Raw genomic sequence first — 20,715 nt, 5'->3', positions numbered from 1 at the left:
CATCTGCGAGATGCCCTTCGTAGTGGCCGAATCTTTCCCTAGACAAGATTGATTCTTTCACCACGACAGGGCATTTCGTATTCACAACTCGCGCTCAGTTGTCACTTCATCGGTGTATTCAGGTTTAAAGCCGTCAGGTCGAAGCGATGGTGGCCTCGGCGACGGTTTCGAGAGGTACGGTCGGGTCCCCGAAGAGCAGTTCACTGGTCTTCGCCGGGCGGAAGTACCTGTGCAACGGGCATTCCCGCACATCAGTGGTCAATGAGCACCGCTCTGGTGCAGATCGGCGTCTAGCTGTAGCGGGTCATGAAGTTGTAGTCACGAGCTGATGCGTCCCCGATACGGGTATCTCACAGGCCTGCACCACCCGTGGGTGCAAGCGCTACCCGGGAGTTCGGCGACCTCGGTCTCGAGGACCGCGCCTCTGCTCCACACCGTCAGCCCACGGCGGCGCAGACGGTGAACTCACACTGACCGAACAAGCACGCCGAACCCAGCGCCAACGAGAAATCGGACATTCTGCGCAGAGACAGCACTTGATTCTCGACAAGGCCGGAAATTCAACGTCGAATGCCACTCGTGCAACGCATCTCGCTCGATAGCCTCCGTTGAGCTGGAGACTCCCATTAGGCTCGGGAGGTGACAGACGCATCAGAGGACGGATATGTGCGTGTTCGCGGTGCCACCGAGCACAACCTCGCCGCGGTGGATGTCGATATCCCCCGCAATGCGTTCGTCGCGTTCACGGGTGTGTCGGGGTCCGGAAAGTCGTCGCTGGCGTTCAGCACCCTGTACGCCGAAGCGCAACGACGCTACTTCGAGTCGGTTGCCCCCTACGCCCGTCGGCTACTGCAGCAGGTGGGCGCGCCGCACGTCGCCTCCATCACCGGTCTGCCCCCGGCTGTTGCGCTGCAGCAACGCCGGGGATCGCCCAGCTCACGTTCCAGTGTCGGCACCATCACCACCTTGTCCAACCTGCTGCGCATGCTCTACTCCCGGGCCGGTACCTATCCGGCCGGGGCGTCGCTCCTGGAGGCCGAGGCGTTCTCCCCCAACACGGTCGCCGGAGCCTGCCCGCGATGCGGTGGGTTGGGCGTTTTCCATGACGTCACCTTGGAACTGCTGGTCCCCGACCCGTCGCTGAGCATCCGCGAGGGGGCGATCGCGGCCTGGCCGGGAGCCTGGCAGGGTGCGAACCTGCGCAGCATCGTCAGCGGTCTGGGTATCGACATCGACGCGCCGTGGCGCACCCTCGGACGGAAGGACCGGGAATGGCTTCTCTACACCGATGAGCAGCCGAAGGTGTTCATCAAACCGCAGGCCGACCGTGTCGACCACAGTTATGAAGGCAAGTTCTGGAGCGCCCGCCGTCATGTCATGCATGTCCTGTCGGACTCCGCCAGTCAGCGGATGCGTGACCGCGCTCTGCAGTTCACCGAGAGTGTCCGCTGCCCGAAGTGCTCTGGCAGTGGGCTGCGGGCCGACGCACTCGATGTCACCGTCGCTGGATATTCGATAGCCGGGATCAACGCACTCTCGCTGATCGAGGTTGCCGGAGTATTGCGCCCTGTCGCCGAACAATCAGGGATGGCCGCCGCGACGCCGTCGGCGTCGTCCGGGGAGGCCACGGAGGTGGCGGTACGTATCACCACAGACCTGCTCGCCAGGATCGAGGTGCTGCTGGGGCTGGGTTTGGGATACCTGTCGCTGGGACGTAGCTCGACGACGCTGTCTCCCGGCGAAACACAGCGACTGCGAATTGCCACCCAGCTTCGATCCGGGCTTTTCGGTGTTGTGTACGTCTTGGATGAACCATCCGCCGGACTGCATCCAGCCGACGCCGAGCCGCTGCTCGACGTCCTGGACCGACTGAAGGCATCAGGCAACTCGCTGTTCGTCGTCGAGCACGACATGGACGTTGTCCGGCGGGCCGACTGGGTAGTCGATATCGGCCCCGCCGCAGGTGAGGGCGGCGGCCGCGTGTTGTACAGCGGGCCAGTGGCCGGGTTGGAACAGATCGAGGAATCGATCACCGGCCGGCATCTTTTCGGGCGTGCGGAGCAAGTCCACCGTGACGCGCGCGCGACCCATGACTGGCTCACTTTGACCGGCGTAACCCGGCACAACCTGTACCAGCTGACGGCATCGTTCCCACTGGCGGTTCTGACGGCAGTGACGGGGGTGTCGGGCTCAGGGAAGACAACGCTTGTCACCCAAGTCTTGTTCGAGGTGGCGCGCCATCGACTGGAGACTTCGGCAGAGGAGGATGGGGAAGCGCAGATCGAGATCGATGTGGCCGACGTCTCCGGGATCGAGACGTTCCACCGGCTGGTCCGAGTTGACCAGCGGCCCATCGGGCGCACGCCTCGCTCGACACTGGCCACTTACGTCGGAATGTTCGACATCGTCCGCAAACTGTTCGCCGCCACCGACGAGGCCCAGGCGCGCGGCTGGGCGCCCGGCCGGTTCTCCTTCAACGTCCCCGAAGGACGGTGCCCCACCTGTCAGGGCGACGGTTTCGTCGAGGTGGAGCTTCTATTCCTCCCCGGCACGTATGGACCCTGCCCCACATGTCACGGTGCCCGATACACCCCGGAGACGCTCGAAGTGACGTGGCGCGACAAATCCATTGCCGAGGTGCTCCACATGTCGGTGGACGAGGCTGCAGGATTCTTCGCCGACATCACCGGCGCATCCCGCAGTCTGGAGACGCTGCGCGATATCGGGCTCGGCTACGTGCGTCTCGGTCAACCCGCGACCGAGCTCAGCGGCGGCGAAGCACAGCGAATCAAGATCGCTACGGAGTTGCAGCGCGCCCGCCGCGGCAACGCCCTCTATCTATTGGACGAACCGACCGCCGGGTTACATCCCGCTGACGTCGCACTACTCATGCGACAACTTCACCGCCTCGTCGACGCAGGCAACACCGTCGTGATGGTGGAACACGACTTGGACGCGATCGCCTCCGCCGACTGGGTCATCGACCTCGGACCGGGCGGCGGCAACAATGGCGGCACCGTGGTTGCCACCGGGACGCCCGCCGAAGTGGCGGCGTCTGCGGACAGCATCACGGGCCCTTACCTGGCCCGACGCCTCCAATCCTGACCGTCTGTCTTGGGCAGGCGTGTAGTGCTTCGGCCGGCCCTAGCCATTTCGGACCGGCCGGCGCTGGGTCGCGGCGTTGTCTGGCACTGCACCGACGTTCGCGATGAGGCCATCGTCGGGCCCGGACCGGATCGGGTGAACTGCACCGGCTATCCACGGTACGAGACTGCGGCAGTCGGGCAGGCTCTTTCGGGCGTGGGCCAGGTCAGCTCAGCAGGCGCGCCAGTTGCGTGAGCGACGTCGCTTCCACGTCCGGGGTGTGGAAGTAGTGCGGGTACACACTGCCGGTGCGGTTGAGCCATGTCGTTGCCAAGCCGGCTCGGTGCGCTCCGTCGATATCCCAGGGATGGACCGCCACCAGCATGGCGTCGTCGGGATCGATGGCGCACTGGTCGAGTGCGTATTCGTATGCGTGGGCGGCGGGTTTCCACGCGCCGGCTGCGTCGACGGACAGCAGCATCTCGAAGTTGCTTCGCACCCCGGCTGAAGTGAGTAGTTCCTCGGCGACGTGTGTGGAGCCGTTGCTGAGGGTGACCAACCGGATTCCGAGGCTGGCCAATGCTTCGACCCCCTCGGTCACGTCGGCGTGCACGTCGAGGCCGATAAACCCACTCATGATGTGCTCCACTGCCTCGTCGAGAGGCCGGTTGAGCTTTACGTCGGGGAGCATGACTCGCAGCAGCCCCGAACCGACGTCCGCGAATGGACGCGACGCGCCTGCTGCCGTGAGCGCGAAGCCGTCGCGTAGGAGGCGGGCGAACCACAACGAAGCCAAGTGGATGGGCGCTCCCACGTTCGTGAACCGTTCCGACATCGCCGTCATGTCGGACAGCGTTTCGTTGACGTCGAACACGATTACCAAAGGTCGACGGGGCTTGGGGGCGCCCACCGAGTGGTCGGGGCCGGGAACAGCTGGGACAGCATTCACGCGAAGGTGCTCCTTGTCGCCGGACCTTCCGAAGTATCGGGTTCACTTCGACCGTACCTACAGCGCTGTCCGATGTTGGCCCATGGAGGGAGTTCCGGATTCGCACACGCGGAGTCCGGCCGATATCGACCGTGTGAGCGCAGCTCGGGCCAGCGGCGGTGTGTGCATACTCGAGTCCATGGGTCTTTCCGTCGATGATCACCTGCCGTTCACGCACAATCGCGGCATGGTGCAGCAACGAGCACGCTTCCGCCGACGAGGGATACCAGTCGGCCTACGACCTTCGGTCCAACCGGGTGGCCGCGTCGTCGAGCCCCCAAAGCCGACAGGAGCCGATCCGGCATGATGTGGTCGAAGATTCGTGCGGCAGTGGGCCGCGCCGGGACGAGTACCCGCCCGGTCGACCCTCGGACACGCGCGGCACTGGACGAGCGGTGGGCGGCCCTGCCCGCAGCGGTACGGACGCCGTCGCAAACACTCGGCCGCCATGCGGTGGGGTGCGAGGGCACCCACGGTGTCTTTCCAAAATGCAACTTGACGTGCAGTCCGTGCTACCACAGTGCGGACGCCAACAAGGTCCGGATCGACGGCGAGCACACCCTGCGTGAAGTGGCGGCACAGATGAGACACCTCGCCTCCCGGCGAGGACCGCGAGCGCACGCTCAGCTGATCGGCGGCGAGGTGAGCCTGCTCGCACCGGGCGTTCATGCGGCCGCACTGACGATCATGCGCGAGCACGGCCGCGAGCCGATGTCGTTCACGCACGGCGACTTCGACTACGAGTATCTCCAGGCCGTCGTCGTCGGCGAGGGCGGGCATACCCGCTTCGGACGTGTCTCGTACGCAGTTCATTTCGACAAACTGATGCGCGGCCGACGGGGAATTCCGCGTCCCAGGTCGGAGGCCGAACTGCATCCGTACCGTCGCCGATTCGCCGAGATGTTCGCACGATTGAAGAGCGAGCACGGAGTGAGCTCGTATCTGGCTCACAACATGACCGTCGCCCCGGACAACATCGATGAAGTGGCCGACGTTGTCGACAGCGTGGTCGGAATGGGCGGCTACTCGATGGTGTCCTTTCAGCCTGCGGCGTTCGTCGGAGACGCCCGCCGGTGGTCCGGCGGCTACGGGGAGATCGATATCGATACGGTGTGGAATCAGATCGAACTGGGAATGCGGCAACCGATTTCCTACCACTCGATTCAGTTCGGTGATCCACGTTGCAACAGAACAGCATTGGGATTCATGGTTGGCCGCAGGTGGCACCCGTTTCTCGATGTGACACAGCAGGCGGAGGTCGATGCCCGAGACCAGTTCTTCACCCACCTCGGTGGAGTGAACTTCGGCGGCACCCGCCCACCTGTTCTGGTTGTCAAAGTGCTCCGAGTGCTCGCCGGATATCCGCAAGGTGTGCTCGTGGCGGTGCGTTGGGTACGTAGTGCACTGCGTCGATGCGGCGGGCTCCGGCAGTTGTTCATCGCATTCGCTCGCCACCAGGTTCGCCCGATGACATTCGTCGTCCACCGATTCATGGACGCCGACAATGTCGGTCCTGCCTGGGACATGATGAAGTCCGGTGAGAGAGCATCCGATCCGGTGCTGTTGGAAACGCAGCAAAGGCTGGCAGCGTGCACCTACTCGATGGCGCATCCCGAAACCGGAGAACTCGTACCTGCCTGCGTGCAGCATTCGGTCCTCGACCCGGGTGAGAACCAGCAATTGCGCCGACTGCTTCCGCTGACCGTCGCGAAACCTCCGTCGCCTGGCTGCTGCAGCTGACGAAGCCTCACCTCTTGACCACGAACCTCGCCTTGGCCGGAGTGTCAAGTCCCACAACATCTCCTATTTCAAGACTGGAACCGGCCGGCAGTTCGACCTTCACGACTGTCGAACCGACGGTCACGTCCGCGATGCTACGAAAACCGGTTGGCCGCAGCGCCGAGACGAAGCCGGGAATTCCTTTGTCTCCCAACCGAATAAATTCGTGCCGGAGCAGCAGCACCGCCGTGCCCGCGTCCATCGCATCGACACCGTCCACCGTGAGTTCGCCGAGATCGGATCGGTGCACTCGGGTTCCGTCCCAGTGCCCCTCGATTTCGTTGATGCCGCCCATCAGTCGCGATACCGCCAGTGTGCTCGGTCTCGTGTAGGCGGTGGCGATATCGGAATGATGTTCGAGCCGGCCGCCCACGAGCACGGCCACCAAATCGGCCAACACGGCCGCTTCCTGCTGATCGTGGGTGACGAGCAGCAACGTCTGATCCAACGACGAGCGCAGTTCGCGGACGAGATCGTGCATCTCGGTGCGCAGGCCGGGATCGAGCGCGCTGAACGGTTCGTCGAGCAGTAGCACCCGGGGCGCGCCTGCGAGCGAGCGAGCCAACGCCACCCGCTGGGCCTGTCCGCCGGACACCTCGGACACGGCGCGATAGCCGATGTCCCCCAGGTGCACCAGATCGAGGTATTCACGGGCACGCTCGCGCGAACGTCGGCGACTGTCCCCGGCAGCCCGAAACGAGAAGCCGATGTTGTCGAGAACCGACATGTGAGGAAAGAGCATCGGACGCTGGAACACCATTCCTACTCCCCGCTCTTCCGCAGCCGTACCGGTGATGTCAACCCCGTCGATGTGCACCGTGCCGTCCGTCGGGACATCCAATCCGGCGATCAATCGCAATGCGGTGCTCTTGCCCGAGCCCGATGGGCCGAGGATCGCCGTGCACGAACCCGGCGGCACCGTCAGGTCCATTCCATTCAGTGCCGCAACCTGCTGACCCGCATGCACTTTGGTGAGCCCGCGAACGGACAACTCGACACTCATCGGACCACCCTACGGCGCAGTCGAGCGAGCATGAGCACCAACAGCAACGGCGGAACGACGGCAGCGACCGACAGTGCGGCCACCACCGAATCGTTGCCGGTCCCCGCGGCGAAGGAAGCAACGAGGACGGGAACGGTGACCAGTCTGCCTCCTCCGATCAGTAGGGTGATCACGTAGTCACTCCACGCCACCAGGAAGGCCAACAAGGCCGCACCGGCCAGCGCCGGCGCCAGCAACGGAATGCGGATACGGCGCACGATCATGGCGCTCGACGCCCCAAGTGTGCGGGCCTCCTCCTCGTAACCGATGTCGTACGCGCCGAACGCCACTCGCATCAGGTACGTCGTGTATGGAAGCGCCGCGACCGTCAGCAGGGCGATCACCGCCACCGTGCTGGGGATACGCGACCGCAGCACGAGCACGTCGAGACCGAGCGCAACAGCGAAGGGAGGCAGCGCGAGCGGAGCAAACAGGATTGCGGCGACCACCCCCGGGATGTGTATATCTCCGCGGACCAGCGCGCGAGCAGCCAACGCGCCCAGCGGGGTTGCAATAGCCGCCACAGCGAGAGCGAGAGACGTCGAGCGGACGAACGCGTCGACGCCGCTGGCTGCGAGCGCGCTGCGCACCCCGTCGAATCCCCATTGTTGGGGCGTGACAGCGGGAAACGACCAACGATTGCTGATGGCCCACAATGCGACCGGAATCAGTGGCAGCAGAAACCACAGGACCAGCAGCGCCCGGCCGAGGCCGGAGAGAAATCGCGCCCGCGTCATTTCCATGCCGCCGATCTGCGCAGAAAATGCAGGGCGGCGGTGGCCACGACGATGGTCAGGGCGGCGGCGATCGTCGCGGCGGCCGCGGCCTGCGGACGGGACGCGAGGTCGATGGAGGTGAACAACCGAACCGCCATGACCGACAATGGCTCCGGATACGGCCTGCCCAGAATGCGGGCCACTTCGTAGGATCCGACGGTGTACGCGAAGGAGATCGCCGCCGACGCGATCAATGCCGGCCGAGCGAGCGGCAGGGTGATCAGACGCAGACGTGCCCACCGACCGGCACCGAGGGTCGCTGCACTCTCGTCGTACGCCGCCACCCGGGTGGCCAACGTCCCGGCGACGACGACGGCGACGAATCCCGATTCCTTCCAGGCGTATTCGAGCACCACCGCGATCCACCACGGTCCGCCGACGACCTGCGGCCAGCCGCCGTCGGTCACCCCGAGGACGCGCGCCAGCATTCCCGAATCAGCGAGCAACAGCGCCATCGCCGCCGCGCCGATGAGGTGGGGCACGCTCACCGTCAGTCCCGCGGCGACCAATGCGCCGCGTCGACCCGACAGTGCCGTCAACGCGACAGTGAGACCGATCACCGTAGCCAACGCAGTCGACACGACCGCGATAGACAGGGTGAGCGCCACCGACCGCCACAGCTCATCGCCCAGAGCGGAGTACGCATCGACCGACAGCTCCGGTGTGCCGACCAGCGGCATCAGTCCCAGGCTCTGCAACGCGACGGTCCCGAGACCGCCGCCGACGACGAGGGCAACCAGCAGCACGGCAGGGATCACCCCAATCGTGGAGCGCCAGCTCTTCGGGGATGCGTTCACTGCCCGGCGAGCACGCTTCGTCGCCATCCCTCGTCCAGCGGTGATACCCAGTCCGCCGAGAGTTCGGTATGAGCATTCGCCGAGATCTCCTCGTACGGCGGCACCACCGGGGAGACCGGTAAAGCCTCGAACTGCGCCCGAGCCTCAGGGGTCAGACGCGAGATGTCCAGGGCGGTGAACTGGCCCCACACATCCGGTTCGGACTTGGCAAGCTGCTGCTCCGGAGACAGAGCGAGGTTGGCCACCACCTGCGCGGCAGCGGACTTGCCCGACGTGGACGGGATCGCGAGGAAGCTGGCGTTGCCGACGGTGCCCTCGTCGAGAGCGAGTACACGGGTCTCGGGGGGATAGGTGCCGTCGGCCACCAACTGAGTGAGGGTGGCCGGTCCGTAGGTCATGGTCATGTCCACCTGGCCGCCCGCATAGAGCGCGTCCAGTTCGGAGGACGATTGCGGATAGGTCGTTCCCTCACGCCACAGCGAAGGCGCAAGCGCGTTCAGTCTGTCGAACAGTGCCGGCGTGAGGCGATCGTAGGATTGACTATCGAACTGCGCCGGAATCTCGTCGACGCCGCCGGAGGCGCTCGCCAATGCTTCACGCACGAAGACCGATCCGGTGAAGTCCGGCGGTGCCGGGTAGGTGAAGCGGCCGGGGTTGGCCTGCGCCCACTCGAGCACACCCTCGAACGTCGTCGGCGGGTTCGGGATCGCTGCCGCGTTGTAGACCAAGGTGAACTGCGCTTTGTGCCAGGGGGATTCGCATTGGTCGACTGGCGTCCCGAAGTCGTCGAGCAGCAACGGGTCCTCGGGATCGGTCAGTTCCATGTTCGGCAGATTCTGCGTCCACCCGCACAGCCAGGCCCCGGCCTGTTTGCCGGTGCCGAAGTTCGCGCCGTTCACCCACACCAAGTCCACCTCGCCGTCGGTGACACCGGCCTGACGTTCGGAGAGGATGCGGTTGACGGCATCGGCGGTGTCCTCGACTGGAACCCTGCGCAGTGTGACGCCTTCCTCGGCGGCTGCAGGGGTGAGGACGTCGTCGACGTAGGCGTTGCCCTGTTCGTCGCCGCCGTACATCCACAGCGAGACGGTCTGCCCTTGGGCCTGCTCCTCGATCTCGTTCCAGGGCAGAGCTTCGGCGCGCGGCGCTGCGGAGTCCGGAGCCGAACAGGCGGTCAGGAGCAGCCCGGCGCTCGTGGCGATCACTATGGTCGATACGGAGAACCTTTTCGGCCGAGAGGTGAGAGATCGGAAGAACAACGGGGGCCTCCTGGTCCGAAGATACTGCAGACACCGATGACGCTGTCCGATCCACCGTAACTGTTCGAATCCGGCGATACGGGAACACACCGGGTGGCCGATGCTTCCCGTATCGAGAAGAACGAATCGCTTTTGACGCTTCGAGAGGTATCGATGGTCCAGCAAGATCCAGATTCCACAGGTGAACACGCCACCGATCAACGCGCGGCCGCTCAACCCAGTACCGGGAGCGAAAGCTCACGCGGGGGCAGGTCCGTGGTCAAAGTGGTGGCTATCGTCGCGGTGCTCATCACGGTCATGGTGGTGGCCAATACCATCGATCTGCCCGATCCCGAGTCGATACGTTCCCGGGTCTCCGACGCAGGCTGGTGGGGCATCGCGGGGTTCGTCGTTGTCTACGCTCTGCTGTCGGCGACCCCGTTCCCTGCCAGCACACTGACCATCGCGTCGGGACTGCTGTTCGGTCTGGCCGTCGGTGCGGCGGTGGTGGTCGCGGCTGCGACGATGGGTGCGTATCTGGCGTACTGGATGGCGCGGTCGCTCGGCCGCGGCCAAGTCGCGCGTTCGGAATGGGGGAAACTTCGCAAGCTCGATGCCCTGCTCGTGCGCCGCGGATTGATGTCGGTGTTGATCGTGCGTCTGATTCCGCTGTTCCCGTTTTCTCTGGTCAACTACGCGGCTGGTATCAGTGCGGTGGGCCAGCGTGATTACGTGTTGGGCACGCTGATCGGCATCGTCCCGGCCACCATCGGCTTCACCGCTCTCGGTGCGTACGGCACATCCCCGCTGTCCTGGCCGTTCGCGGCTGCACTGTTGGCGGTACTCGCCCTCAGCATCGGTTCTTGGCTCTTGGCCCGGCGCCTCGGCCTGACCGCGGATTCAGCAGGCACCGACCCCGACAGCACCGGCCCCGTAGCAGCCCGATGATCGACAACTACCTTCGCGGCTGGCTGGAAGGCCCGCTGGACCGCTGCGCCCGCACACTCGACAAGGGCCCGATCACCCCGGACCGCATCACCGCGGCCGGACTGGCGCTCGGACTCGGCAGTGCTCTGGCGGCGGGACTGCAGTTCTGGTGGCTCGCGTTGGTGTTGTGGATCCTCTCGCGCATCGCCGACGGTCTAGACGGGCCGCTGGCGCGAAGACGGGCAACACACGGCAATGTGGATGGTGGCGCGGGCGGATTTTTCGACATCACAGCAGATTTCGTGGTCTACGGCACGACGGTGGTGGGCGTCGCGGTGGGAGCCTCGGCGGGCTACGACGCCCCGTGGTGGCCGTTTCTTCTGGTGCTGCTGGCGTACTACATCAACGGCACCGCCTTCCTCGCATTCTCCTCCATCGCCGAGCGCAACGGTCGCCAGATCGACGACGGGCGCTCACTGTCCTTCCTCGGAGGTCTGGCAGAGGGCGCAGAAACCATTGCGGTACACAGTCTCTGGCTACTACTGCCGGGCATCTCGCCGCAGATCGCCGTGGTGTGGGCCGCGGTGGTCGCGATCAGTTCCGGTCAACGCATCATCGCCGGCTACCGTGCCTTGTCCTGATGCGCATCAGGACAAGGCGCGGTCGTTACCGGTGTTCAGTCCCGGGTGGACCGTTGCGTCGCTGAATGGTTCAGGGAGCAGAACGTCGTCGCACCCAAGTGTTGCGGATTTTTGCGACGGCGCGGAGAACGCGGGCGGCGACGGGAGACTGGAGTTGCGTGCGAACGTCAGCGATGGCAGCGTTCCACGGACCGTCGTTGTATGTCGGGTACGGGTGCGTGGCGGCGGCGATATCGCGTGTGCGCAGACCGTGTTTGACGGCGAGCACGAGTTCACCGATGGTTTCACCCGCTCTCGGACCCACCACGCAGGCACCGACGATGCGATGCTTGCCGTCGAGGACCAGGGTAGTGAAGCCCCCGGAATTGCCTTCGGTGACAGCGCGGTCGACCTCCTGATGCTGGAGTGTCTGCAACCGCAGTCCCGGGATGCGGCGTGCAGCATGGACATCGATTCCCGCGGAGGCGATCTCGGGGTCGGTGAACGTCACCCGCGGGGTGCCGGTCGTGTCGATACTGCGGGGAAATCCAAAGACAGCGTTGCTCGCCGCGAGGCTGCCGTGCATCCCGGCGGTGTGGGTGAACTGCGGGTGACCGGTGAGATCTCCGGCGGCCCGGATGCGCGGATTACTAGTAACTAGATGGTCGTCGACCGTGACGTATCCGCGTTCGTCGACGGCGACGCCCGCGGCATCGAGGCCCAGTGAATCGGTACGCGGGGTGCGGCCGGTGGCGACGAGGACCTGATCGAACTCGATCCTGCGTCCGGAATCGGTGAGTGCGGAACGGGCGTCGATCTCGACGACCGAAGTGGAGGTCAGAATACTCACTCCGTCCTCGCCGAGAGCGGTGGCAAGCACCGCTGATGCGGACTCGTCCTCCTTGGGCAGGACGGTCGCGGCTCGGCCGACGAGGGTTACGTTCGAGCCGAGTCGGGCGAAGGCCTGGGCCATTTCGCTGCCGATAGTGCCGGCGCCGATGACTAGCAGGCGCGCAGGTAGCGAGGTCAGGTTCCACAGAGTGTCGCTGGTGATGTAGTCGACGGATCCGAGCCCCATGATCGCTGGCACGGTGGGACGAGCTCCGGTGGCAAGGATCGCCTGGACGAAATGCAGGGGCCGCGAATCGACGGTCAGGGTGTTCGGTGCCGTGAAGACGGCGTCGCCGTGTACGACGGTGACCCCGCCGGCGGTGAGGGCTTCCGGCGAATCGATGGGTGCGATGTGCGCGATCGAGCGGTGCACGTGGGCCATCACCCGTGGGAAGTCGATCCTTGTCGCGCCGGTGTCGACACCGAATCGGTGGGCGGATCTGGCTCCGGCGGCGGCCGATGCGGCTGCGATCAGCGCTTTCGACGGGACGCAGCCCGTCCACAGGCAGTCGCCGCCGGTGCGGTCGCGTTCGATCAGTACGACGCTGACGCCGAACCCTGCTGCGGTCTTCGCAGCAACGATGCCGGCGGTACCGCCGCCCACCACTACGAGATCGACGATCGCGGGCCACTCGTCGCTGCGAAACTTGTGTGCACTCATGCGGTGTCGCCTGTCAATCGGTCGAGGAAATCTCGGACATGTTCGACGCTGTTCTGGTCTGGCATCGTCTGCACGGACAGCGCGGCACTGATCTGCTGTAACTCTTGCTCGGCACCGCGGCATGTCTCACACACGGTCAAGTGCGCTTCGAGCCGTCGGATGTCGGTGGGGCCGTCTGACGCAGCCGGGTCGGCGTCGAGGTAGCGCTGTATGCGGCGCGCCGACCAATGACACGTCAACATCATTCGTGCAGCCCTGATCATGAGGTTCCTTTCCTGGTCGCGGCCACGAATGTGGGCCGGGTCGAGGTGAGATCGGCGATATCGGCAACCAGTGTTTCCTGAACCAGATCCTCGGCCTCGGAGAGACCGGTCAGGGTCGACGCCACCCGCAGGAGAACCTCGATCTCAGGCTCGACGTACCGACGGAATCCACGCGCCCGAGCCTCGGTCACATCGACTGGTTCGGATTCGTGCACGATGAGGAGAACCCTTCGACTTGCTCGCGGTGTTCCCACGGTGGGAATCAATTGCCGTATGCCCACGAATGGCTGACTCAACCGTATCGGCACCGCCCCCGACCCCGGAACGGACACAACTAGATGAAGAAGCCGATCCCGTACACAATCTCGGCGCGCCTGTACGATCTGATCTCCTTCGAATGGCCCGTCTACCGCGCCGGGCGATCGGCGGCGATCGAACTACTCGCCCTCGCCCCGGGCAGCCGCGTCCTCGACATCGGGTGTGGAACCGGACTGAACTTCCCCCTACTGCAACAACAGATCGGGCCCAAGGGCAGCATCACCGGAATCGATGCCAGTGCGCAGATGCTCGCGCAAGCCAGACGCCGAGCCACCTCCGCGGGATGGTCCAACGTGACACTGATCGAAGCCGACGCCACCGTCGTGAACCCTGCCGGATTACGAGCTAACCGACCGTTCGACGCCGCGATCAGCACCTACGCACTGTCCTTGATGCCCGCCTGGCAGTCGGCACTGGCGACGATGATCGCGGCGACGCGGACCGGCGGGACCGTGGCTGTCGTGGACATGCGTACCCCGACCGGAGCCGCCAAGGTGTGGACTCCACTCGCTCGACTGGCCTGCAGGCTCGGTCGATCCGACATCGATGCCCACCCGTGGACCGGTATGGCTCAACGTCTGGGGTGCGTGCGCTCAGCATCCGTGCGCGGCGGCCACATTGAGGTGCGCGTGGGGTCAGTTCTGCCGGACGGTGACACCGTGCAAGAACGCGACACGGCCTTTGATGGGAAGTAGGCATTTCCCTCGACCATCACGATGTCGTCGGACTCCGCAATTTGTGCTCACCCACCCATGCCGACATGCTGCTCACAACCTCACCCGTTTCCACATAACGCATTGCATTCGCCAACAAAACCGCCGAACATATTTGGAACCGCACCCGCTCATTCGACTGCAGACGGCACCGAGTAATCACCGGAGGCTCTCGTATCGACCGACCCGCCGACTCCGGGTCGGTGCACTCACTGAAAGACCGTCAGGGGCGCGTAATGACTGCGTAACCTTCCAGTTGAAAATCCAGCCACGTCCAGCGGCCCAGATCGGTAGCTGACGGCATAACCAGGCAAAGCGACACTTGTGCAACGTCATTCGAGCGAATGAACTCTCACGAAATCCTGCCCTGGACACAAACAACGATTTTACCGGCGCTAAAGTTCGGTCAAACGCGATATCCTGCGCTCAGGCGACAGGGGATCGGCAATGGTGCGGTGCCTGTGGGTCGCGGCTTCCGCTGTTTCCTGATGGCGATCACGAGCTGTTCGACCGCGGACGACGTAGTCTCGCCGACTCCGACGACGGCAATCCCACCCTTGATGTGTGCCCAACCGCAGCGAGTGACATTCACGAGTGGCCACGTCATCACAGGGACACTGCTCCTGATCTTCGTCGCATCGTTGGCGACGTACGACGCCGAACGCTCAGCGGCCGACTCCACCATCACAACGTTCTCCGACGCTCTGTGGTGGGCAGTCTCAACAGTGACGACTGTGGGATATGGCGATTACACCCCCAGCACCGCCACCGGCCGTTGCATCGCAGTCGGATTGATGATCGTCTGCATCGCCCTGCTCGGAGTCGTCACCGCAACTCTCGCATCGTGGCTCGTGCAGAAAGTCGCCGAACAAGACGACCACAACCAAGCCGCAACGCACAGCCAGATCGCCGAACTCACCCGGCAAATCGTTGCTCTTCGAGCAGAACTCGTTTCACATCCAACAGCGGACAATGCCCACGAACAAGGTGCCATCTATTACGTCGCGGCGTCCGGTTCGCGATCCACGGCTTCCGGCGCGGATGGCACCCACGGCTTGAGTGGTTGCAGCACTACACGGTAGAACTCGTCGACGCCCTCGGTGACACTCCCGATGAACCCCGCCGCCGACCCGGATCGCTTGCTGCCCATCTTCGTCGGCGCCGTCAACGTGAAGCGCGTGAGCACACTGACCCGGCCCGCCGTCAGTGTCTTCGCATCCGCACGCACCGTCGCCAAATTCTCACACGAAATCTCCGCCGTATCCGAGAACACCGCCTCCACCAACGTCTCCCCCGGCGCATCCTTCAGCTGCCGTATCAACCACGCCGTCCGCTTGAGCGCAGTCCCATCCTCGGGAGCCTCGATCGAGGTTCTGCACTGAATCTTGTTGGTCCGAAGATCCGCCTCCACCGTCAAATCACCAGCTGCATCGGGAATCCGCAGCGTCGCCGCCAACGAACCAGCCGAGGCGAGCCGCTCGACGAGGTACTCGTTTCTGGCCTGCGGATCGCCGCTCAACTTACGAGGCAGATGATATTTCACGCTTGCACCCAACTCTGCAGTCATCCGCAACGCCAGATGCCGCGACAACGAAGCCCAAGTATTGGCCACCGCCAAGCCCTTCGCATCACTCGCCCGCAACGTTCCTGCGGCCACTGAATCACGTACCGCCACCCAATGACGCCCCATGTCCACGAACTCCGTCGCCCCCGACTTCGGATGCGTCAGGTACCGCACGAACTCGTCGAGAATCCACACCTGCAGCGGATCCGTCAAACCGCCGTGAGACAACAACATTCGAGCTTCGTGAATGACCTCGGACCACGAAATATGGCGGAGTGCAACCTTCACCAACCTGGACTTGCTCACCTCCACCGGCAACTCCCCCGCCGACGCCGGAATGTCGTTGGACAAGCTGAGTACCACTTCGTATTTGTGACGGCGCGCCACATCGAGATAGTTCTCCAACTGCTCCTTCTGCAGCCGGCCACTACCAGTTTTCACTTCCAGCAACGCCGTCCACACGTGCCCGGCACGCGCGACCCGAAATACACCGTCGGGGATGACCTTGCCTTCACCTTTGACGAACGGTACTTCCAGGTACCCCTCGAACGGCCCTGCCGGTGCCCCCGCGCGCGAGCAGATCGCGCGCGCAAACGGACGGACCGCTTGCATCGTCGCAATCAGTGCAGAAGTGGCGCGCTTCTCCTGCTCTTCCCCCGACCCGACTCCCGAGATCGAGAACAACCGAGCGCTCTGCCACGTCTCCGCACCGGCGAGGGTGAACTGCGGCATCGCCGCCTTCTTCACCGTCGGCTTCTTCGTGCGCACTCCGCGTTTGGGTGCATCGACAGTGGTCAGTGCGACCTCGACAACGCCGCCATCAGATGTGACGGCGTGGGTTGTCGAATCGACGACCTCGGCGACGACAATGTCGTCGGTAGCCTCTGCGGCTTCACTGTCGTCGACATCAACACCGAAATCAGCGGCGAGACCGGCCAAACCTGACTCCCAGCCCTGCCCCACAGCACGAAGCTTCCAGCCAGCGTCGCGTCGATAGATTTCGCCGAACACCAACGCACGCTCGGTGTCGGCGTCCGCGGTAACGAACTCCCCGAGGACCGAACCCGACTGATCACGCACCTGCAACGACAGCTTCCCAAACTCCCCCAACGCCAGATCCGTCGAACTGCCGGCGATCACGATCTTCTCCACATCAACCGGGACGGATTGCAGCTGAATCGAGATCCGCTCCTGCTTACCCTCGTCGGTGCTGCTACTCCCAAGATACCGAACCGAAGCTTCCGCAGACTCGGGCTGGTTGTAGAAGACAAAGTCGGCATCGATGCGCACCCTGCCGTCTGCACCGACCAGCAACGCCGACGCATCGAGGTCGCGATCCGAATCGATCCACGAGACAACGACATCGAGCACACTTGTCTCGGCCGGCAGCGACACGTTCTGACCTTTTGCCAACATCGGTGAACTCACGAACGCACTCCAATCACAACCACGGACCCTGAACAAAGCAGACTATCGGGACCGTTGGCCCAGCGCAGGAACCGCGACCCAGTTCATTCATACGAATGACCGGCCGAGCGTGGGATCCCGAGCACCCCACCCTGTACATCCCGTGCAATTGATCAAAGCGGATTCCGCGCTTGTCCTCATCGCACTAGCCAATGACACATCCGGTGCTGATAGCGGTTGTCATACTTGGACCGAGCGAAAAAGCCCGTCAAACTCGGCTACGACTGTTGCGCTTTCGGCTGGCAACCCATTTCAACCGGATCGATTGCGTTGCCGTCCATCCTGGTATTCCGACACCTCAGCAAAAAACTTTCGAACTTTCTTCAAGTCGCAAGAAACACCACCATAAAGGTCTACTGCGACCGATCTTCAGCCGCACCTTCGGCGACACGCACTCACGGGTCAATCGGAAAGCTTGCACGCAACAGGCACCGATTCGGAAGCCGTAGGGCGGGGCTCGACGCCGTCCACGTTGTACTGTCACACCGTGGTGGACAGCAGAGGACTCGACCGAATCAGAACTGCGTCGGTGGTCGTCACAATTATCTCTGTAGGCGTCGTGGCCGCCAGCTTTATTTCTACGCCGAACAATGTTGTGGCGGACGGCGGCACCGCGGCAACGACGTCCGAGGTCGTGACCGAGCCGGTCGAGTATCCCGTGGACATTCCGGGTTGCGACGATGTGCAGGAGCCGCCGACGGAGAGCGAGTCCATGCTTTTCTCGAGCTCGATCGGGGGAGGCGAGAGCACCTACGACAACCCGGCGTTTCCGTGGATGACCTCTGGCAGAGCGGCCGTGATGTCGGAGGCCGTGCGCGCGGCACTACCGTCCGACGTGGACATCGTATTGGCTGCACCATCGCAATCGCTGAGCTTCGGCCCTGTGGAGGATATCGATGTCCCTGGATTCGATCCCGTCTCGAACGCCACTGCTGAATTGATGCGTGACGGCTCCGCTGCTTTCGTGTCCCTCGGTGTCGGCCCGTCGGATAAGGGTGCGCCTCCGTGTGTCGCAGGCTCTCTCGATAGCCGTGACACCGACAGTGACGGCACAGTGGTCGACATCAACGACACGTGGTACGAAATTGCCGGCACGCGAACCTATTCACGATCGGCCACCGCCTACCGCCAGGACGGCACCCGCGTCAGCGTGCACCTGAGTGCTCCTTCCTCCCCCACGCTGCCACTCGAACAGGACGAAATTGCAGCAATTGCAGCGCTGCCCGAGCTGGGCGTGTCCACGCCTTTACCCAGCGAACCGCCGGTGCTGCGACGAGATTGCTCGGTGTACTCGTCCGATGAGGGAACGGTTCGAGACATTAATCCAGAAGCGCTCGATGCAGCGAACGCTGCATTTACGGCGAGTTGGGCTTCGCTCCGGGGCGCGCCCGCCCTGGACCGCCCTGTGGGATCGTTGATCCCCGCGGGTTTCGGGTCAGGGATTTGCACCGACGTCGCGGTCTTGGGCAGCAGCATCCGTCTAGCAGTGTCCGTGGTCGGCAACCAGCCTCTTCCTACCGCTCCTGACCCGTACGACCCATCCTTCTACGGGCAACTGCCGGAGACCCGCACCCTGCCCGACGGCTCGGTGATCCAGTACTTCGACGCCGACGTCACCAACATGTTGACGTCCGAGGACGGGACCGGGTTGCTGTCGCGGTCGGTCACCGTCACGCGCCCGTCCGGCGTGCAGGTGTCGGCACGATCGTCGGTTGAAGTCGGTGCCAATGGGAAGGCGCCGCTGACGCTCCCGGAGCCCCTACCAGTGGGAATTCTCGACGTCGTCGCCGCCACTCCCATCGGACAGTGGCCGTGAACACCACATTGATCGGCGATGGCCACGACCGACCCGCACGACGCACCGACAAGTCTCGAACCACACTTGCCGTCGTGGTGGCCACAGTTGCGGTAGCGGCTGCGGTCGTGGCGGTCACTCGCGTCGATGTCGAACCGGACCCGACGGTGCCAGGCGACGACTGGACCGCGGCCTACTCCGACCCCACGCCCACCACCACGCAAGAACCTCATGGTCCAATCCACATGTCCGGCTGGTCGGTCGACGCACAATCGGCCTACGGTCGTGAATTCGCGGCGTTCCGTTCTCCCGCAGCGGGACTCATGTTCGATTCCGGTGCCTACGGCGTTATCGACGGCGGTGATGTGCTGATTTCGGCCGTGGGTCTGCCGAACCCGCGCACCTACTCTCTCGACTCCCCAAAGCTGGTAGGTCTCGACGAGGGTGACGGTGAGGTGCGCTGGTCGGTGTCGCCGGGAGGAATCGACAGCTGTGCGAGCCGACCGGTGCTGGGCGAAGTGGTATGCCTGGATTCGTACGCAGATGTCCCTGCTCTTGTCGCCATCGACATCGAGGATGGATCGGTTCGTAGAATTCCCCTGCCGGACGGCTGGTTTCCGTTCGGAATCGAGTCCGACGGCGACTCGGTGTACGTCCTGGAAGGCAACCCAGAGGACGGTGAATCCGTCCTGCACGGGGGGCCAGTCAACGCGCTCGCCGATGCCTGGTCCCTTCCTGTTCCGGCCTTTGCGCCGTGGGAGGGTGTGGACGGCACGTTGATTCACATCGACGACGACCTAGGTCTCGTCACTCTCGGCGGGGATGCTCAATTCTTCGATACACGAACAGGTTCCGCAATTGCAGACCTCGAGTTGATTTCGGAGACCTCAGTGGTCGACACTGAAAGCGGCGAGGAGGTATTGCAACTGATCGACCCGTATGCCACCGAGTTGACAGTTGGAGACACGCACTTTTCGCAGAGCGAGGACTCCGTTACCGCCACCGACACCGAGACCGGTGACATCACATGGACGTGGCCACTTCCGACGACGACGGACGGTTTCACTGGGTCGGGCACGATTATCGAAGCAACGTCTGGTGTCTACTTTCTGAACTCGGAGTCGATAGTCCAGCTCGAGCCGGATGGGAACTGAGTTTCACGTCGGCAATTGCACATCATGCCGCGCAGGCAAGTGCACTCCGCGTACGCGCTAGGTTGCAAGTCTGTCGACTGACCAGACTTGACGAACACGTGAATACGAGGAATGGAGCGGTGGTCTCGAATGACCATCGGACAGTCCCGGCGCCGAGAGCGCCAGCGTCCTGGCCAGTTGGACACCCGACGCCACCCACTGGCTCAATCCCCGAATTGCCCGCATCAGTGACACATCGATCGAGTACCTGCGCCACGACGGCGGCGAATGGGCAGTCGCTGACTCATGACGCAACCGAGAGAACAGCCGCCCGGACCCGACGTTCACCGGCACGAACTGGCCCGGTGCCAATCGAAAATAGCCCATCGTCGACGAAAACCCACCCGGTTCCGGCCACGATCGCATAGACGTCGTCTTTTCGATCGTCGAGGTGACCGTGCTTCACCGTTTCCGAGCCTGCCAGCAACTTGACCTGGTTAACCTCGATCGCGGTGACACCCAGTGCGTTGCTGATGCGTGTGCCGTAAGGACTAGCCGCAGGATGTGGACCGTGCCCAACAGGAATCGAACCGGCATCGACTGCGACGACGTCGACGTGCTGCAACAATCGAGATGCCTCCTCCTGCTGCGAAAACAGG

The 20,715-nt window shown here is 63.8% G+C and carries 18 protein-coding genes; 8 read left to right on the top strand and 10 right to left on the bottom strand.

The features are described 5' to 3' along the window. Positions 1–639 precede the first annotated feature (639 nt). Positions 640–3,105, top strand: coding sequence for an excinuclease ABC subunit UvrA (locus tag QMK17_RS22745; RefSeq protein ID WP_283511577.1), 2,466 nt, complete (start codon positions 640–642; stop codon positions 3,103–3,105). A gap of 205 nt (positions 3,106–3,310) precedes the next feature. On the opposite strand, the gene QMK17_RS22740 is transcribed toward QMK17_RS22745, so the two are convergent. Continuing rightward, positions 3,311–4,033 carry a haloacid dehalogenase type II gene (locus QMK17_RS22740; RefSeq protein WP_283511576.1) on the bottom strand — a complete coding sequence of 241 codons (723 nt, stop codon included), beginning with the start codon at positions 4,031–4,033 and terminating at the stop codon, positions 3,311–3,313. 342 nt (positions 4,034–4,375) lie between these two features. Between QMK17_RS22740 and QMK17_RS22735 the strand changes: the two genes are divergently transcribed. Further along, a complete protein-coding gene (locus tag QMK17_RS22735) occupies positions 4,376–5,812 on the top strand; it encodes a radical SAM domain-containing protein (RefSeq protein WP_283511575.1) in 1,437 nt (478 codons plus the stop codon). 7 nt (positions 5,813–5,819) lie between these two features. Here the strand turns inward: QMK17_RS22735 and QMK17_RS22730 are convergent, their stop codons facing one another. Genes QMK17_RS22730 through QMK17_RS22715 form a run of 4 tightly spaced genes read right to left on the bottom strand, consistent with a single transcriptional unit; the run spans position 5,820 to position 9,671 of the window. After that, entirely contained in the window at positions 5,820–6,854 is a 1,035-nt protein-coding gene (locus QMK17_RS22730) for an ABC transporter ATP-binding protein (RefSeq protein ID WP_283511574.1), read from the bottom strand. Next, a complete protein-coding gene (locus QMK17_RS22725) occupies positions 6,851–7,636 on the bottom strand; it encodes an ABC transporter permease (RefSeq protein WP_283511573.1) in 786 nt (261 codons plus the stop codon). The genes QMK17_RS22730 and QMK17_RS22725 overlap by 4 nt, the downstream gene beginning before the upstream one ends. Further along, positions 7,627–8,493, bottom strand: a complete 867-nt coding sequence (locus tag QMK17_RS22720) for an ABC transporter permease subunit (protein WP_283511572.1) — start codon at positions 8,491–8,493, stop codon at positions 7,627–7,629. The genes QMK17_RS22725 and QMK17_RS22720 overlap by 10 nt, the downstream gene beginning before the upstream one ends. Next, the gene (locus QMK17_RS22715; protein WP_283511571.1) at positions 8,463–9,671 is read right to left on the bottom strand and encodes an ABC transporter substrate-binding protein; all 1,209 of its coding nucleotides are present in this window, start codon (positions 9,669–9,671) and stop codon (positions 8,463–8,465) included. The genes QMK17_RS22720 and QMK17_RS22715 overlap by 31 nt, the downstream gene beginning before the upstream one ends. A 147-nt stretch (positions 9,672–9,818) precedes the next feature. Here QMK17_RS22715 and QMK17_RS22710 point away from each other — a divergent pair, with 147 nt between their 5' ends. Further along, positions 9,819–10,652 (top strand): TVP38/TMEM64 family protein, encoded by an 834-nt coding sequence (locus tag QMK17_RS22710; RefSeq protein WP_283511570.1) that lies wholly within the window; start codon positions 9,819–9,821, stop codon positions 10,650–10,652. Then, positions 10,649–11,272 carry a CDP-alcohol phosphatidyltransferase family protein gene (locus tag QMK17_RS22705; RefSeq protein ID WP_283511569.1) on the top strand — a complete coding sequence of 208 codons (624 nt, stop codon included), beginning with the start codon at positions 10,649–10,651 and terminating at the stop codon, positions 11,270–11,272. The genes QMK17_RS22710 and QMK17_RS22705 overlap by 4 nt, the downstream gene beginning before the upstream one ends. Positions 11,273–11,342: 70 nt before the next feature. Here QMK17_RS22705 and QMK17_RS22700 read toward each other — a convergent pair whose 3' ends face one another. The 3 genes from QMK17_RS22700 to QMK17_RS22690 are packed head-to-tail and all read right to left on the bottom strand — an operon-like array spanning position 11,343 to position 13,281. Next, positions 11,343–12,803 carry a dihydrolipoyl dehydrogenase family protein gene (locus tag QMK17_RS22700; protein ID WP_283511568.1) on the bottom strand — a complete coding sequence of 487 codons (1,461 nt, stop codon included), beginning with the start codon at positions 12,801–12,803 and terminating at the stop codon, positions 11,343–11,345. Then, positions 12,800–13,066, bottom strand: coding sequence for a zf-HC2 domain-containing protein (locus QMK17_RS22695; protein WP_283511567.1), 267 nt, complete (start codon positions 13,064–13,066; stop codon positions 12,800–12,802). Before QMK17_RS22695 ends, QMK17_RS22700 begins: the two co-directional genes overlap by 4 nt. Further along, positions 13,063–13,281 carry a hypothetical protein gene (locus tag QMK17_RS22690; RefSeq protein WP_283511566.1) on the bottom strand — a complete coding sequence of 73 codons (219 nt, stop codon included), beginning with the start codon at positions 13,279–13,281 and terminating at the stop codon, positions 13,063–13,065. Before QMK17_RS22690 ends, QMK17_RS22695 begins: the two co-directional genes overlap by 4 nt. A 123-nt stretch (positions 13,282–13,404) precedes the next feature. Here QMK17_RS22690 and QMK17_RS22685 point away from each other — a divergent pair, with 123 nt between their 5' ends. Further along, positions 13,405–14,079, top strand: coding sequence for a class I SAM-dependent methyltransferase (locus tag QMK17_RS22685; protein ID WP_283511565.1), 675 nt, complete (start codon positions 13,405–13,407; stop codon positions 14,077–14,079). Between the two features lie 506 nt (positions 14,080–14,585). Continuing rightward, positions 14,586–15,179, top strand: a complete 594-nt coding sequence (locus QMK17_RS22680) for a potassium channel family protein (RefSeq protein ID WP_336620181.1) — start codon at positions 14,586–14,588, stop codon at positions 15,177–15,179. On the opposite strand, the gene QMK17_RS22675 is transcribed toward QMK17_RS22680, so the two are convergent. Next, complete coding sequence (locus QMK17_RS22675; RefSeq protein ID WP_283511564.1) at positions 15,095–17,089, bottom strand: TerD family protein; 1,995 nt, start codon at positions 17,087–17,089, stop codon at positions 15,095–15,097. The two genes, QMK17_RS22680 and QMK17_RS22675, sit on opposite strands and share 85 nt — an antisense overlap. 526 nt (positions 17,090–17,615) lie before the next feature. Here QMK17_RS22675 and QMK17_RS22670 point away from each other — a divergent pair. Further along, positions 17,616–18,944 carry a hypothetical protein gene (locus QMK17_RS22670; RefSeq protein WP_283511563.1) on the top strand — a complete coding sequence of 443 codons (1,329 nt, stop codon included), beginning with the start codon at positions 17,616–17,618 and terminating at the stop codon, positions 18,942–18,944. Then, positions 18,941–20,077 (top strand): PQQ-binding-like beta-propeller repeat protein, encoded by a 1,137-nt coding sequence (locus tag QMK17_RS22665; RefSeq protein ID WP_283511562.1) that lies wholly within the window; start codon positions 18,941–18,943, stop codon positions 20,075–20,077. The genes QMK17_RS22670 and QMK17_RS22665 overlap by 4 nt, the downstream gene beginning before the upstream one ends. A 283-nt stretch (positions 20,078–20,360) precedes the next feature. On the opposite strand, the gene QMK17_RS22660 is transcribed toward QMK17_RS22665, so the two are convergent. Then, positions 20,361–20,684, bottom strand: a complete 324-nt coding sequence (locus tag QMK17_RS22660; RefSeq protein WP_283511561.1) for a cupin — start codon at positions 20,682–20,684, stop codon at positions 20,361–20,363. Positions 20,685–20,715: the final 31 nt, after the last annotated feature.

The organism is Rhodococcus sp. G-MC3 (assembly GCF_030063335.1).
GTDB lineage: Bacteria > Actinomycetota > Actinomycetes > Mycobacteriales > Mycobacteriaceae > Rhodococcoides.
The sequence above is the reverse complement of the archived record's forward strand: the minus strand, read 5'-3'. Positions and strand labels throughout refer to the sequence as shown.